Raw genomic sequence first — 13,936 nt, 5'->3', positions numbered from 1 at the left:
ATCCTTCAACTGGCGGTGCGCATCAAGCGGCCCGCGCCTCGTGTTTCTTCAATTTCGCGGTCCAGGCGTCTGCAAAACGCAAGACCTGTTCTTCTGTGGTGTCCGGCCCAAGCGATACGCGCACGGCACAGGATGCCTCAGCGTCGTCAAAGCCCATCGCCGTCAACACCCGGCTTGTCGCCACCTTACCGCTAGAGCACGCAGACCCCGCGCTGATCGCAAAACCCGCAAGGTCCATCTGCATCACCTGCATCTCACCGCGCCACCCGGGCGTGATAAAGCAAGAGGTGTTCGGCAAACGCGCCACGTCTTTCCCAACAAAAATAGTCTTCTTTGACGCAGCCTCAAGAGCCTTTTCTAGAACATTTCTAAGTTCTGCAACCCGTTCCCATACGCCATCCGCCAAATCCTGCGCTGCGGCAGCGCATGCAGCCCCGAAACCGGCAATGCCGATGACGTTCTCTGTCCCCGCACGACGGCCCAATTCCTGCCCGCCTCCGCGCAACATCGGCTGCATCAATCCGGGCGTATATTCCGGCCCCGCGATCAGCGCACCGATGCCCTTGGGGCCGCCCAACTTATGCGCCGAGACAGCCAATGACGCATGACGACCCACATCCGAACGCCAGCGCCCCAGATCCGACAACTTGCCCGCCGCTTGCACCGCGTCACGGAACACGCTTGAGGGCGACGCGCCCAAACGCGCCAACTCGGCCAACAGGCTTTCCGGCTGCAACACCCCTGTCTCGCTATTGGCACGTTGCAAAAACAGCGTTTTGCCCGCCAAGGCTCCATCCGGCAGCGCGTTCAAATCCACGTGACCATTGCGATCCACAGGCAATTGCTCGGCCTCCGGGCACCAGATGCGCACGGCTTCATGCTCGATCGGTGCGCCGGCCACATTGCCCGCGTCCTGCACCACCCCCGCAATCGCCTCGGTGGCACCGCTGGTAAAGATCACTTCCGACACATCGCAGCCGACCAACGCAGCCACCTGCCCGCGTGCCTTCTCGACCATCATCTTGGCCGCACGCCCTTCGGCATGGACGCTGGACGGGTTGCCTGCCACATCCATCGCCGCCAGCATGGCCGCGCGCGCCTCTGCCCGCAGGGGCGTGGTCGCGTTATGATCAAGATATACTCTCACATCAGCTTCCAAATGGTCCTAAATCCCAGGGAGTGTGAGGGACAGCGTCCCTCATTCCGCATCCGCCTCGTCCACGATGGCAAAGAGGTTCGGCACCGCCGGACAGGGGGCAAGCTCGTTCGCGACAACATCCGACAGCCGCGTCTGGTGCAGAAAGACATAGACCTGTGCGCTCAGCCCCTCCCACAGGCGGTTGGTCAGCGACTGCGCCCGGCTGCCCGATGACCCGCCAGAGGCACCTGCCCCCACATGCATCGCATCGACCTTCTCGTCGACCGCCGCCAGAATATCGACAACGCGAATGTCCGACGCGGGCCGCCCCAAGCGGTAGCCGCCGCCCGGACCACGCACCGACGACACCAGATCGGCCCGGCGCAGCTTGACGAAAAGCTGCTCTAGGTACGGCAGGGAAATGGACTGGCGCGTCGCGATATCGCCCAGATTGACCAGACGATCCGCAGGCTGAAGCGCTATATCGGCCAAAGCGACCATCGCATACCGCCCCTTGGTTGACAGCTTCATCGCAGTGTTCCCTTCCCCATAAGCGCCTGTTTGATTGACGACGACGCCTGAAATGCCTAAACGCAAAGTCTGACCCCCAGAAACGGGGATCACACAAGTTAGAACCGTTCTAAACTGCCCTAGCGAATTCGTCAACTATTCCGCTGCACTTAGAACCCCAAGCAGGGACGCTCATGCCCGAGGTTATTTTTCCCGGACCCGAAGGCCGCCTCGAAGGCCGCTACCATCCACAAAAAGAACGCGACGCACCCATCGCCATTCTGCTCCACCCGCATCCACAATTCGGCGGGACGATGAACCATAAGGTCGTGTATAATATGCACTATGCCTTCTACAATATGGGTTTCACCGTTCTGCGCTTCAATTTCCGCGGCGTGGGCCGGAGCCAGGGTGAATACGATCAGGGGGTTGGTGAACTCTCCGATGCGGCCTCGGCGCTGGATTACCTGCAATCGATGAACAACAACTCCAAGCATTGCTGGGTTGCCGGTTTCTCGTTTGGCGCATGGATCGGGATGCAGCTGCTGATGCGCCGCCCCGAGATCACGGGCTTCATCTCTGTCGCACCACCCGCGAATATGTATGACTTCAGCTTCCTCGCACCCTGCCCGGCCTCCGGTCTGGTGATCAACGGGACCGCTGACCGTGTGGCACCACCCGCAGATACCGTGAACCTCGTGAACAAGTTGCACGAGCAGAAAGGCATCACCATCACCCACCAAGAGATCGAGGGGGCCGGCCACTTCTTTGAAGAGCCGCATATGGAGACGTTGATCACCTCTACCACAGACTACGTGAAGCGCCGCCTGACGGAGACAACCCGCTAATGGCGGATCCGACAGTCGTCGAACTGGCCAATCAAATGGCCGAAGAATGTCTGGCGGTCCAACGCGAAACCGGACAGGAGCGGCTTTTTATGGAAGTCGCTGCTGTTCTGGGCGCGTCGTCGCAGACGATGGAAGAAGCCTTTGTCACGGCGATCCGCACGCGGCTTGCCGCCGCACAGGGGCGTGACTTTATGGCCAAGGCGCTTGCCGCGCACCGTGCAAAGGAAAGCTGACGTATGACCACCAGACTTGAGCAACAGATCGCCTTTCTGAACGAAGCGGACAAGCTCAAGTCGGTCACACGCGGGACGTTGCTTTGCGATGCGTCGCGGGCCGAAAACTCGGCTGAACATAGCTGGCACCTGACGCTTTATGCGCTGGTGCTGGCGGATCAGGCGGGCCCCGATGTCGACATCACCCGCGTGATCAAGATGCTGATCCTGCATGATCTGGTAGAGATTGACGCAGGCGACAACCCGATCTTTGGCAGCTACGACACTGCCGATATGGAAGCGCAGGAACAGCTTGCCGCTGATCGTATTTTTGGCATCCTTCCCAACGACTTGCGCGATGATCTTCGCGCGACCTGGGAAGAGTTTGAAGCCAATGAGACCCCCACAGCCCGCTTTGCGAAATCGCTGGACCGGTTCCAGCCCCCGATGCAGAACCTCGCGGCGGGCGGCGGCAGCTGGGTTGAATACAACGTGACCGAAGCGCAATTCGTGGAAAAAGTGGGCCGCAAAATCCAGACCGGCGCGCCAGGGCTTTGGGAGTTTGCCCGCGCCCGTGTCTCTGCATGGTTTGCCGCACGGGGCTAACCGCCCGCCCCCTCTATCCATCATCCCCCACCACGCGTGTCACACGCCTGTCGCAGCGTGATGATATGGGCTAAGCCGCGCAACTCTTTTCAGTATACCATTGCATACCGACTAGGCATTCATGCCTGAATAGGCTATGCGGGTGTCAGTATCATTTCAAAGGACCGCAGATGATGACCAAGATCAAAGTGGAAAACCCGATCGTTGAGCTCGACGGTGATGAGATGACCCGCATCATGTGGGATTTCATTAAGAAAAAGCTGATCCTTCCCTATCTCGATGTGGATCTGAAGTATTACGATCTGGGGATGGAGGTCCGCGACGAGACCAACGACCAGATCACCATAGACGCGGCCCATGCGATCAAGGAATACGGCGTTGGCGTCAAATGCGCGACCATCACTCCTGACGAGGCTCGGGTCGAGGAATTCGGCCTGAAAGAGATGTGGCGCTCCCCTAACGGGACGATCCGTAACATTCTGGGCGGCGTGATTTTCCGCCAGCCGATTATCTGCAAGAACGTCCCCCGCCTTGTGCCCGGTTGGACCAAGCCGATTGTCGTGGGCCGTCATGCCTATGGCGACCAGTATAAAGCGACCGATTTCAAATTTCCCGGCAAGGGCAAGCTGACCCTGAAATTCGTCGGCGAAGACGGGACAGAGATTGAGCGCGAGCTTTTCGACGCCCCCGACGCCGGTGTCGTGATGGGGATGTACAACCTTGATAAATCCATCATCGACTTCGCCCGCGCCTCGCTGAACTACGGTTTGAACCTTGGCTGGCCAGTGTATCTGAGCACCAAGAACACAATCCTCAAGCAGTATGACGGTCGCTTCCTTGAGCTGTTCCAGCACATCTACGAGACCGAGTTCGAAGATAAATTCAAAGCGGCGGGCATTACCTATGAACACCGTCTGATCGACGACATGGTCGCCTGCGCGATGAAGTGGAACGGCGGCTATGTCTGGGCCTGCAAGAACTATGACGGCGACGTACAGTCAGACACCGTCGCGCAGGGGTTCGGCTCGCTCGGGTTGATGACATCCGTGCTGATGACCCCCGATGGCCAGACGGTCGAGGCTGAAGCCGCCCACGGCACGGTCACCCGCCACTATCGTCAGCACCAGAAGGGCGAGGAAACCTCGACCAACTCCATCGCGTCGATCTACGCATGGACCGGCGGGCTGAAGCACCGCGGCAAGCTGGATGGCAACGCCGAGCTGACACGCTTTGCCGAAACGCTCGAGAAAACCGTGGTGGATACTGTGGAATCGGGTTTCATGACCAAGGACCTCGCGCTGCTGGTCGGCCCTGACCAAGGCTGGCTGACCACAATGGGCTTCCTTGAAAAGGTGGACGAGAACCTGAACAAGGCGCTTGGCGCGCAGTAAGCCGAATGCTTAAAATAAGGGCCATCCTCACCGGGTGGCCCTTTTTCTGTGCACGATCCCATGCGTGACGTGATGTCATGAGGAAAAATATTATTCTGCACTGCAGCACCCCTAGACAGGTCAACATAGCTGCCCTATCTGGGCGATATGACATATGCTGATCCCCTCCACCATTCTTCGCTAGATGATGTTCAAGGCCTCAGCCTTGGGGTCTTTCTCTGCGGTATCGGAATTTTCGTGCTGACCTCTGCCGGTCTGATCACCGGACAGACGGCGGGCTTGGCGGTGATCATCGCCTATCTGACAGGCTATTCCTTTGGCACGGTCTTCTTCCTGATCAACCTGCCGTTCTACTTCCTTGCGTATAAACGGCTTGGGGCCGAGTTCACGATCAAGTCGCTGATTTCCGTGACCATGCTGTCGGTCGTGACCGAATTCCTGCCCTATGGTTTCGCGATCCAGTCGCTCAGCCCTGCTCTCGCGGCAGTGATCTTTGGCGCGCTGGTGGGTCTGGGGCTGCTGGCGATGTTCCGGCACAACGGGTCGCTTGGCGGCCTTGGGGTGGTCGCACTGCTGGTGCAGGACACCACGGGGTTCAAAGCCGGATGGGTCCAGCTGATTACCGACGCCGTAATCTTTTCGGTCGCATTGTTCCTGTTTCCAGCCTCTGTCGTGGGCTATTCGCTGCTTGGCGCACTCGTGCTGAACCTGATCATCACCTTTAACCACCGCCGCGACCGCTATATCGCGACCTGATCCACAGGCGTGTAGCACCCAGCCCCGCTCTTGACACCGGCCCGTGACCGCCGCAGGACTGGGCCGGAAAGCAGCAACGGGGGCGTCAGGATATGCATTACTTTTGGTTGATGATCGCGATCCTGACAGAGACGTTGGGCACCAGCGCTTTGCAAGCCTCGCAACAGTTTACGCGGCTTTGGCCCTCCGTCGGCGTCGTCGTCTGCTATGCGATTTCCTTTTACCTGATGGGGCTGACGCTCAAGGTGATGCCCGTGGGGATCGTCTATGCAATCTGGTCGGGCCTTGGCATCGTCTGCATCGCGGGCATCGGCTATATCGTGTTCGGACAAAAGCTCGACCTCGCCGCCGTGGTTGGCCTGTCGATGATCATCGGCGGCGTGCTGGTCATCCACCTGTTTTCCCACAGCGCCACCCACTGACGCGCGCTTTCTCGGAACCTGCCGCTGGTTTTAGGCGTTAGCGTGTAACGCAACGACCGAAAGTGCCGCATGTTAGACTCACTAAGCTCCGTTTGGGGCACCCTCCCCGACCCTTTGCGCAATCAGCTAGAAGGCTACGCCATCGGGTTCTGGAGCGTCCTGCCGCAGCTTATCCTGTCGATCGTTTTCCTGTGTTTTCTCTGGGCCATCATCCGCATCGTTCAGGCCGTCGTGCCCGGTGCCCTGCGCCGCGCCCATATGCGGCGGTCGCTTGTCGACGTGATCATGATGCTGATCGTGGTGGGCATGTGGCTCTTCGGGGTGCTGATCGCGGTGACCATCGCCTTTCCCACCATCACCCCCGGCAAGGCACTGACCGCCTTGGGTGTCGGCGGTGTCGCCATCGGTTTCGCCTTCAAGGATGTGTTCGAAAACTTCCTTGCCGGTATCCTGCTGCTGATCCGCGAGCCCTTCGCGGTGGAGGATTACATCGAATGCGAAGGGTTTGAGGGTCAGGTCGAAGAGATTACGATCCGCGATACCCATGTGCGCCAGACCGACGGGCAGCTTGTGGTCGCCCCGAACGCGATGTTCTTCAAGAACCCCGTCACCATCCGTACTGCCCGCGATGTGCGCCGGACCACGGTGATCTGCGGCGTGGCCTACGGCGAGGATGTGGATGCCGCGCGCGACGTGATCGCCAATGCGGTGCGCGGTGTGGATGCGGTACGCGACGACGTGCGCGACGTCGAGATTTTTGCGCAGGAATTCGCGGATAGCGCGATCAATTTCGAGGTCACATGGTGGACCGGCTCGCGCCCCATCGACATCCGCAGCAGCCGTGACAAAGTCGTGGCCGCCGTCAAACGCGCGCTGGATGATGCGGGCATCGAGATCCCCTTCCCCTATCGCACGCTGACCTTTAATGAACCGCTGCCCATCGACGACCGCCGCGACAGCACAGAAGACACAGGCACCGGCGGCTAATCGCCTTTAGGGCTAGCTTTCTGATGCCGGGCACGGTAAGCGCTGCGCAAATGCTGCGGTGCGAGAGCGTGCGCGGCCCCCTCCCGTATCAAAGGCATACCCCAATGGACATGCGTAACATCGCAATCATCGCTCACGTTGACCACGGCAAAACGACGCTGGTTGACGAGCTTCTGAAACAATCCGGCACCTACCGCGAAAACCAGGCCACAACCGAACGCGCGATGGACAGCAACGATCTGGAGCGCGAGCGCGGCATCACGATCTTTGCCAAGCCGACCTCGGTCGTCTGGAACAACACACGCATCAACATCGTCGACACACCCGGCCACGCCGACTTTGGCGGCGAGGTGGAACGCATCCTGTCGATGGTCGACGGTGTTGTCCTGCTGGTCGACGCGGCTGAAGGCCCGATGCCACAAACCAAATTTGTGACCTCCAAAGCGCTGAAGCTGGGCCTGCGTCCCATCGTTGTGCTGAATAAGGTCGACAAGGCCGACGCCGAGCCTGACCGCGCGCTTGACGAATGTTTCGACTTGTTCGCCAGTCTCGACGCGACAGACGAACAGCTTGAATTCCCGCATATGTACGCCTCCGGCCGCTCCGGCTGGGCCGATGCGGAGCTGGACGGCCCGCGCAAAGACCTTAGCGCGCTGTTCGAGCTTGTGCTCAAGCATGTGCCTGCGCCCAAGCAGATCGAAAACGCCGACAAGCCCTTCACCATGCTGGCAACCACATTGGGCGGCGACCCCTTCCTGGGCCGTCTGCTGACAGGCCGCGTGGAAACAGGTACGCTGAAAGCCGGCCAAAGCATCAAGGCGATGTCGCGCGACGGCAAACTGATTGAAAACTTCCGCTGCACCAAGATCCTCGCCTTCCGCGGGCTGGAGCAGACAGCGATCGACATGGCCGAAGCAGGTGACATCGTTTCCATCGCCGGTATGTCCAAGGCAACCGTGGCCGACACGCTGGCCGATACATCGGTGAACGAAGCCATCCCGGCCCAGCCGATCGACCCGCCCACCATCACCGTGACATTCGGCATCAACGACAGCCCGCTGGCCGGTCGTGACGGCAAGAAAGTCCAGTCCCGCGTGATCCGCGAGCGCCTGATGAAGGAAGCCGAATCCAACGTCGCGATCAAAATCTCCGACACCCCCGGTGGCGACGCCTTCGAGGTTGCCGGTCGTGGCGAATTGCAAATGGGCGTTCTGATCGAGAACATGCGCCGCGAAGGGTTCGAACTTTCGATCTCGCGCCCGCAGGTTCTGTTCCAGGAGATCGACGGTGTGCGTCACGAGCCCATCGAAGAAGCCACCATCGACGTGGATGACGAATACTCCGGCGCGGTCATCGAAAAGATCACCGGCACCCGTAAGGGCGAGTTGGTCGAAATGAAACCCGCCGGTGCCGGCAAAACCCGCATCATCGCCCATGTCCCGTCGCGCGGGCTGATCGGGTACCACGGTGAATTCCTGACCGACACACGCGGCACAGGTGTCATTAACCGCGTCTTCCATTCCTGGGCACCGCACAAAGGCACGATTCCCGGCCGTCGCGCGGGCGTCCTGATCTCGATGGAAAACGGCACCTCGGTGGCCTTCGCCCTGTGGAACCTTGAAGAACGCGGCAAGATGATGATCGGCGCACAGGCTGACGTCTATACCGGAATGATCATCGGCGAACACAGCCGTGAAAACGATCTTGAGGTAAACCCGCTAAAGGGCAAAAAGCTGACCAACGTCCGCGCCTCGGGCACCGACGAGGCCGTCCGTCTGACCACGCCCATGACCCTCAGCCTGGAAGAAGCCATCGCCTATATCGATGACGACGAGCTGGTTGAAGTGACGCCAAACGCAGTCCGTCTGCGCAAGCGCTATCTGGACCCGCACGAGCGGAAACGGATGGCAAAGTCGGCGTAAACAAAGCGACGCTGGACCGGGGCTTTGCCCCGGACCCCAGGATTTTATACCATTTGGAAAGCGGGGCTGGTTTTGCCCTGCTTTTTTTATGTCTGGCGATGTGTGGGGGGAGGTTTGATGGGGTCAGCGGCCTTGCTTGGCCGCTGACAAGAGCTTGGGTGCGGGCTTGGCCAGCTGGGCTTAGCCGTCGATCTCTACGACCATCAACTCGCGTTCTGACGCGTCTTTGGCGTGGCTCAGCGCCTCTTGGTAGGCGTCGGAGTTGTAGCAATCGACCGCATCCTCGACAGAGGCGAAACGGGCCACAACATTGCGCGGGCGTTCCTTGCCTTCAAGCTGCACGAAGCGGCCACCACGGGCCAGAAAGCTGCCCCCGTGCGCCGCGATGGCGGGGCCAGCAAGCTTGGCGTATTTACTGTAGGCGTCCTCGTCAGTAACCGTGACATGTGCAATCCACAAAGCGGGCATCGTTTATCCTTTCAGAACATTTTCGGCCGCGGCAATCGCGGCCTCGGCGTTTGCGACATCTTTGGCACCGCCCTGGGCCATTTCAGGACGGCCACCGCCACCCTTGCCGCCCAGTTCGGCAACGACTGTCTTGACGATATCAACCGCCGAGATCGTGGCGGCCAGATCGGCGGTGACACCCGCCGCGACCGCTGCCTTGCCGTCGGCGTCAGCGATCAGCAGCACCGCGCCGGACCCGAGCTTGGCCTTATGTTCGTCGATCAGCGCGGGAAGATCCTTGCCGGTCACACCGTTGACCACCTGCGCGATGAACTTGATCCCGTTCACCTCGCGCGGGGCCGCGGCACCGGCATCGCCACCGCCCGCCATGGCCAGCTCGCGGCGCAGCTGAGCGACCTCGTTGGCCAAGGCGCGGCGTTCGTCCAGCAAGGCACGGACGCGATCGGGCACATCCGCGGTCGAGGTCTTGAGCTCTGCCGCGACGCGGGTCAACGCGGTTTCCTGCGTGCGCAGCCACTTGAGGGCTTCGGTGCCGGTCAGCGCCTCGATCCGGCGGATGCCCGAACTGCTGGAGCTATCGCCCAATAGCACAAAGGCCCCGATGTCACCGGTCTGGCGGACGTGGGTACCACCGCAGAGTTCCAGCGAATAGGTCTGCTTGTCCGCGCCCTTGCCCGAACCGGCCTCGCGGCCCATAGAAACAACCCGCACCTCGTCGCCATACTTCTCGCCAAAGAGCGCCTGCGCCCCCATCTCGCGCGCGTCATCCGGGGTCATGATCCGGGTTTCCACGGCGGTGTTCTGGCGGATGTAGCTGTTCACCTCTTCCTCGACCGCGGCCAGTTGGTCGGCCGTCATCGGGTGGTTATGGCTATAATCAAAACGCAAACGATCCGCCGCATTCAAAGAGCCACGCTGCATCACGTGATCTCCCAAGGTCTTGCGCAGCGCCTCGTTCAGCAGGTGTGTGGCAGAGTGGTTCGCTCGGATCGAGGTCCGCCGCGCGTGGTCCACATCCAAGACCGCGGCCTGAGAGGTCTTGACTGTGCCCTCTGTCACCTCGCCGATATGGATGAAGACGCCCGCGGTTTTGCGCGTGTCGGTCACCGTGACCACGCCACTGTCGGTTTTGATCGTGCCGGTGTCCCCGACCTGACCGCCGCTTTCGGCATAAAACGGTGTCTGGTTCAGCGCGATCTGAACGGCGTCGCCCTGTTTCACCTCGGCCACCTGCGCACCGTCCTGGATCAGCGCAACGATCTGCCCCTCGGCGGTTTCGGTATCATAGCCCAGAAAATCGGTGGTGCCGGATTTTTCAGCCACATCGAACCAAACGGTCGCATCGGCCGCTTCGCCCGAACCGGACCACGCGGCACGCGCCTTGGCCTTTTGCGCATCCATCGCGGCGTTGAAGCCTTCAAGATCAACCTTGCGGTCCTGTTCGCGCAAGGCATCTTGGGTCAGGTCGACCGGGAAGCCGTAGGTGTCATAGAGTTTGAACGCGGCCTCGCCCGGCAGATCGGCGCCGGCGGGCAGGCCCTTGAGTTCGTCATCCAGCAGCTTCAGACCGCGGTCCAACGTTTGCTTGAAGCGCGTTTCTTCCAGCAGCAGTGTCTCTGTAATCAGTGACTGCGCCTGCCCCAGTTCGGGGTAGGCCCCGCCCATCTGACGCACCAGTTCGGGCACAAGGCGGTGCATCAACGGGTCTTTCAGCCCCAGCAAATGCGCGTGACGCATGGCCCGGCGCATGATCCGCCGCAGCACATAGCCCCGCCCGTCGTTCGACGGCATCACCCCGTCCGCGATCAGGAAGGAGGTCGACCGCAGGTGGTCGGCGATCACGCGGTGGTGCGTCTTGCCCGGACCATCCGGATCGGTGCTGGAGGCATGGGCGCTCGCTTCGATCAGGTTGCGCATCAGGTCGGTGGCATAGTTGTCGTTCGTGCCCTGCAGCAGCGCCGCGACCCGCTCGATCCCCATGCCAGTGTCGATCGATTGGTTCGGCAGTGCGGTGCGGCTGCCATCCTCGAACTGTTCATATTGCATGAAAACGAGGTTCCAGATCTCGACAAACCGGTCGCCGTCTTCCTCTGGCGATCCCGGAGGGCCACCCCAGATATGATCCCCGTGGTCGTAAAAAATCTCGGAGCATGGGCCGCAAGGGCCGGTCGGCCCCATCATCCAGAAGTTGTCATCTGTCGCGATGCGAATGATCCGGTCGTCCGGCAGCCCGGCGACCTTCTTCCAGATGTCCGCAGCCTCGTCGTCGGTATGGTAAACGGTCACGTAAAGACGGTTGGGATCAATGCCCAGTTCTTTGGTAATCAGCTCCCATGAAAAGGCGATGGCCTCGGCCTTGAAATAGTCGCCAAAGCTGAAATTACCGAGCATTTCAAAGAAGGTATGGTGGCGCGCGGTATAGCCCACATTGTCAAGGTCATTATGTTTGCCCCCGGCGCGCACGCATTTCTGCGCTGTTGTCGCACGCGAATAATCGCGGGTTTCGACGCCGGTAAACAGGTTTTTGAACTGCACCATGCCGGAGTTCGCGAACATCAGCGTGGGGTCGTTTCGCGGCACCAGCGGGCTGGACGGCTGGATCGAGTGACCCTGCTTTTCAAAATAACCAAGGAAGGTTGATCGGATATCGTTGAGCGTCTTCATATGCGGGGCCTTTCGAGGGGCAAAAACAATTACCTTCGAATACCCTCGCGACAGAGCACTGTCCACAGGCAGCCCCCATGAAAAAAGGCGCGCCCTGGGGGCACGCCTTTTCTAACCACTTGCGGTGCAAGCCTTTACGCTTCGAGGATATCCGCGTCGTCGCTGTCAGAGCCGTCGAAGTCCAGCCCGTGGGCCGCGCGGATCTTGTCTTCGATCTCATTTGCCATGGCGGTGTTTTCTTTCAGGAAGGTCTTGGCGTTTTCACGCCCCTGCCCGATCCGTTCATCGCCATAGCTGAACCACGATCCCGATTTATCAACCACGCCAGCCTTGACCCCTAGATCCAGCAGCTCGCCCATCTTGGAGATCCCTTCCCCATACATGATGTCGAATTCGACCTGCTTGAACGGTGCGGCGACCTTGTTCTTGACGATCTTGACCCGTGTGGCGTTGCCGACCACCTCGTCACGATCCTTGAGCGCGCCGATGCGGCGGATGTCCAGACGGACGGAAGAATAGAATTTCAGCGCGTTCCCACCGGTTGTCGTTTCGGGCGACCCGAACATAACGCCGATTTTCATCCGGATCTGGTTGATGAAAATCACCATGCAGTTCGACCGCGAGATCGAGCCTGTCAGTTTCCGCATTGCCTGGCTCATCAGACGGGCCTGCACCCCGACAGAGCTGTCGCCCATATCGCCTTCCAACTCGGATTTGGGCGTCAGCGCCGCAACGGAGTCGACCACCACCATATTCACAGCACCGGAGCGGACCAACGTATCCGTAATTTCAAGCGCTTGTTCGCCGGTATCAGGCTGGGAAATCAGCAGCTCGTCGATATCAACGCCCAGTTTGCGCGCGTATTGCGGGTCAAGCGCGTGTTCCGCGTCAACAAAGGCACAAACGCCGCCGTTTTTCTGCTGCTCCGCAACACAATGCAGAGTCAATGTGGTCTTACCCGAGGATTCCGGGCCGTAAATCTCGATGATCCGCCCCATGGGCAGTCCGCCGATACCAAGCGCGATATCCAGCCCCAACGAACCGGTCGAGCTTGCCTTGATGTCCTGAATGGCCCCCTCGGCCCCCAGCTTCATGATAGACCCTTTGCCGAACTGGCGTTCAATCTGTGCCAGCGCGCTGTCCAGGGCCTTTTGCTTCTCAGCTTGTTTCTTGTTGTCCATAGTCAAAAGATCTGCCGTTGCCATGATAGGTTATCCTCTTACTGTCACAGTGGTCTGCAAGCCGCAATCATCATGCCCCGACCATCTTGATGTTCTTTCTATGTTCCATATGAGATCAAAATGAGAACATTACAATGTATTTGTTTGCCCTTTCATCTATTTATTGAACTGATTAACATTCGGTTGATACGCGAAAATTACTATTCGACTGACGAAAGGTTTTCTTTCAAGTGCTTGTTTTCTTTAAGGAACGCCTTGCGTTTTTGTCGGTGCCAAAAACCGGAACCACAGCCTATGAAACCGCTTTGGCCCCCCGGGCGGATATGGTCATTTCTGAACCGCCCATGCTGAAACATGCGCCGGTCTATCGCTACAACCGGTTTATTCGCCCGATGTTTCTGAAAGTCTGTGACACGGAGCTTGAATTGATGGCCGTCATGCGCGAGCCGATCAGTTGGCTGAGCAGTTGGTATCGCTATCGCCAGCGGCCCTTTATGCAGGGTAAGCCCAATGCCACCTTTGATGTGAGTTTTGACGAATTTATCCTTGCCTATATGAAGGGGAAGAAACCAGGATTTGCCGACGTGGGCAGCCAGCTGAACTTTATGGCGGCGCAACCGAACGGAACGGGCATAACCCATTATTTTCGATACGAGAATCAGGATCGGTTAAAAGATTTTCTTGAACAAAGGCTCGACGTGACGCTTGATCTGAAACAAGAAAATGTGTCCCCCCAAATGGACCTGCATCTTTCCCCGGAGATAGAGCAACGTTTCAAACGCAAATTCGCAAATGAATTCGCGCTTTACGACTCGATCGAGTAGCAACCAG

At 59.3% G+C, this 13,936-nt stretch carries 14 protein-coding genes; 9 read left to right on the top strand and 5 right to left on the bottom strand.

What is annotated here, in order from left to right:
• Nucleotides 1-22: 22 nt before the first annotated feature.
• Nucleotides 23-1,147 carry a cysteine desulfurase family protein gene (locus B4F27_RS04870; RefSeq protein ID WP_286759019.1) on the bottom strand — a complete coding sequence of 375 codons (1,125 nt, stop codon included), beginning with the start codon at nucleotides 1,145-1,147 and terminating at the stop codon, nucleotides 23-25.
• A gap of 51 nt (nucleotides 1,148-1,198) precedes the next feature.
• On the bottom strand, nucleotides 1,199-1,669 hold the full coding sequence (locus B4F27_RS04865) for an Rrf2 family transcriptional regulator (RefSeq protein ID WP_005853226.1): 471 nt from the start codon (nucleotides 1,667-1,669) through the stop codon (nucleotides 1,199-1,201).
• 173 nt (nucleotides 1,670-1,842) lie between these two features.
• Here B4F27_RS04865 and B4F27_RS04860 point away from each other — a divergent pair, with 173 nt between their 5' ends.
• From B4F27_RS04860 to typA, 8 genes are all read left to right on the top strand, one after another.
• Entirely contained in the window at nucleotides 1,843-2,496 is a 654-nt protein-coding gene (locus B4F27_RS04860; RefSeq protein ID WP_005853224.1) for an alpha/beta hydrolase, read from the top strand.
• Complete coding sequence (locus B4F27_RS04855) at nucleotides 2,496-2,729, top strand: hypothetical protein (RefSeq protein ID WP_005853222.1); 234 nt, start codon at nucleotides 2,496-2,498, stop codon at nucleotides 2,727-2,729. The genes B4F27_RS04860 and B4F27_RS04855 overlap by 1 nt, the downstream gene beginning before the upstream one ends.
• Before the next feature lie 3 nt (nucleotides 2,730-2,732).
• Nucleotides 2,733-3,314: an HD domain-containing protein gene (locus tag B4F27_RS04850; RefSeq protein WP_074635016.1), complete on the top strand. Its 582-nt coding sequence runs from the start codon at nucleotides 2,733-2,735 to the stop codon at nucleotides 3,312-3,314.
• A gap of 173 nt (nucleotides 3,315-3,487) precedes the next feature.
• Complete coding sequence (locus B4F27_RS04845; protein WP_009826912.1) at nucleotides 3,488-4,705, top strand: NADP-dependent isocitrate dehydrogenase; 1,218 nt, start codon at nucleotides 3,488-3,490, stop codon at nucleotides 4,703-4,705.
• Between the two features lie 147 nt (nucleotides 4,706-4,852).
• Nucleotides 4,853-5,461 carry a YitT family protein gene (locus tag B4F27_RS04840; RefSeq protein ID WP_005853215.1) on the top strand — a complete coding sequence of 203 codons (609 nt, stop codon included), beginning with the start codon at nucleotides 4,853-4,855 and terminating at the stop codon, nucleotides 5,459-5,461.
• A 92-nt stretch (nucleotides 5,462-5,553) separates the two neighbouring features.
• Nucleotides 5,554-5,883, top strand: a complete 330-nt coding sequence (locus tag B4F27_RS04835; protein ID WP_005853213.1) for a DMT family transporter — start codon at nucleotides 5,554-5,556, stop codon at nucleotides 5,881-5,883.
• A 114-nt stretch (nucleotides 5,884-5,997) separates the two neighbouring features.
• Nucleotides 5,998-6,870, top strand: coding sequence for a mechanosensitive ion channel family protein (locus B4F27_RS04830; protein ID WP_037944141.1), 873 nt, complete (start codon nucleotides 5,998-6,000; stop codon nucleotides 6,868-6,870).
• 104 nt (nucleotides 6,871-6,974) lie between these two features.
• Nucleotides 6,975-8,792 carry a translational GTPase TypA gene (typA, locus tag B4F27_RS04825; RefSeq protein WP_237279083.1) on the top strand — a complete coding sequence of 606 codons (1,818 nt, stop codon included), beginning with the start codon at nucleotides 6,975-6,977 and terminating at the stop codon, nucleotides 8,790-8,792.
• A gap of 180 nt (nucleotides 8,793-8,972) precedes the next feature.
• Here the strand turns inward: typA and B4F27_RS04820 are convergent, their stop codons facing one another.
• The 3 genes from B4F27_RS04820 to recA all read right to left on the bottom strand — a co-directional run bounded on the left by B4F27_RS04820 (nucleotide 8,973) and on the right by recA (nucleotide 13,129).
• A complete protein-coding gene (locus B4F27_RS04820) occupies nucleotides 8,973-9,260 on the bottom strand; it encodes a DUF1330 domain-containing protein (protein ID WP_286759018.1) in 288 nt (95 codons plus the stop codon).
• A gap of 3 nt (nucleotides 9,261-9,263) precedes the next feature.
• Nucleotides 9,264-11,924 carry an alanine--tRNA ligase gene (gene alaS / locus B4F27_RS04815; protein WP_286759017.1) on the bottom strand — a complete coding sequence of 887 codons (2,661 nt, stop codon included), beginning with the start codon at nucleotides 11,922-11,924 and terminating at the stop codon, nucleotides 9,264-9,266.
• A 134-nt stretch (nucleotides 11,925-12,058) separates the two neighbouring features.
• Nucleotides 12,059-13,129 carry a recombinase RecA gene (gene recA, locus B4F27_RS04810; RefSeq protein ID WP_005853202.1) on the bottom strand — a complete coding sequence of 357 codons (1,071 nt, stop codon included), beginning with the start codon at nucleotides 13,127-13,129 and terminating at the stop codon, nucleotides 12,059-12,061.
• Nucleotides 13,130-13,335: 206 nt separating this feature from the next.
• On the opposite strand from recA, the gene B4F27_RS04805 reads away from it, so the two are divergent.
• The gene (locus B4F27_RS04805; RefSeq protein WP_286759016.1) at nucleotides 13,336-13,929 is read left to right on the top strand and encodes a gamma-glutamyl kinase; all 594 of its coding nucleotides are present in this window, start codon (nucleotides 13,336-13,338) and stop codon (nucleotides 13,927-13,929) included.
• Nucleotides 13,930-13,936 lie beyond the last annotated feature (7 nt).

The sequence above is a fragment of the Sulfitobacter sp. UBA1132 genome (genome assembly GCF_002311545.1).
GTDB lineage: Bacteria > Pseudomonadota > Alphaproteobacteria > Rhodobacterales > Rhodobacteraceae > Sulfitobacter > Sulfitobacter pontiacus.
Note: the sequence above shows the minus strand (reverse complement) of the source record. Positions and strands in the feature narration are given on the sequence as shown.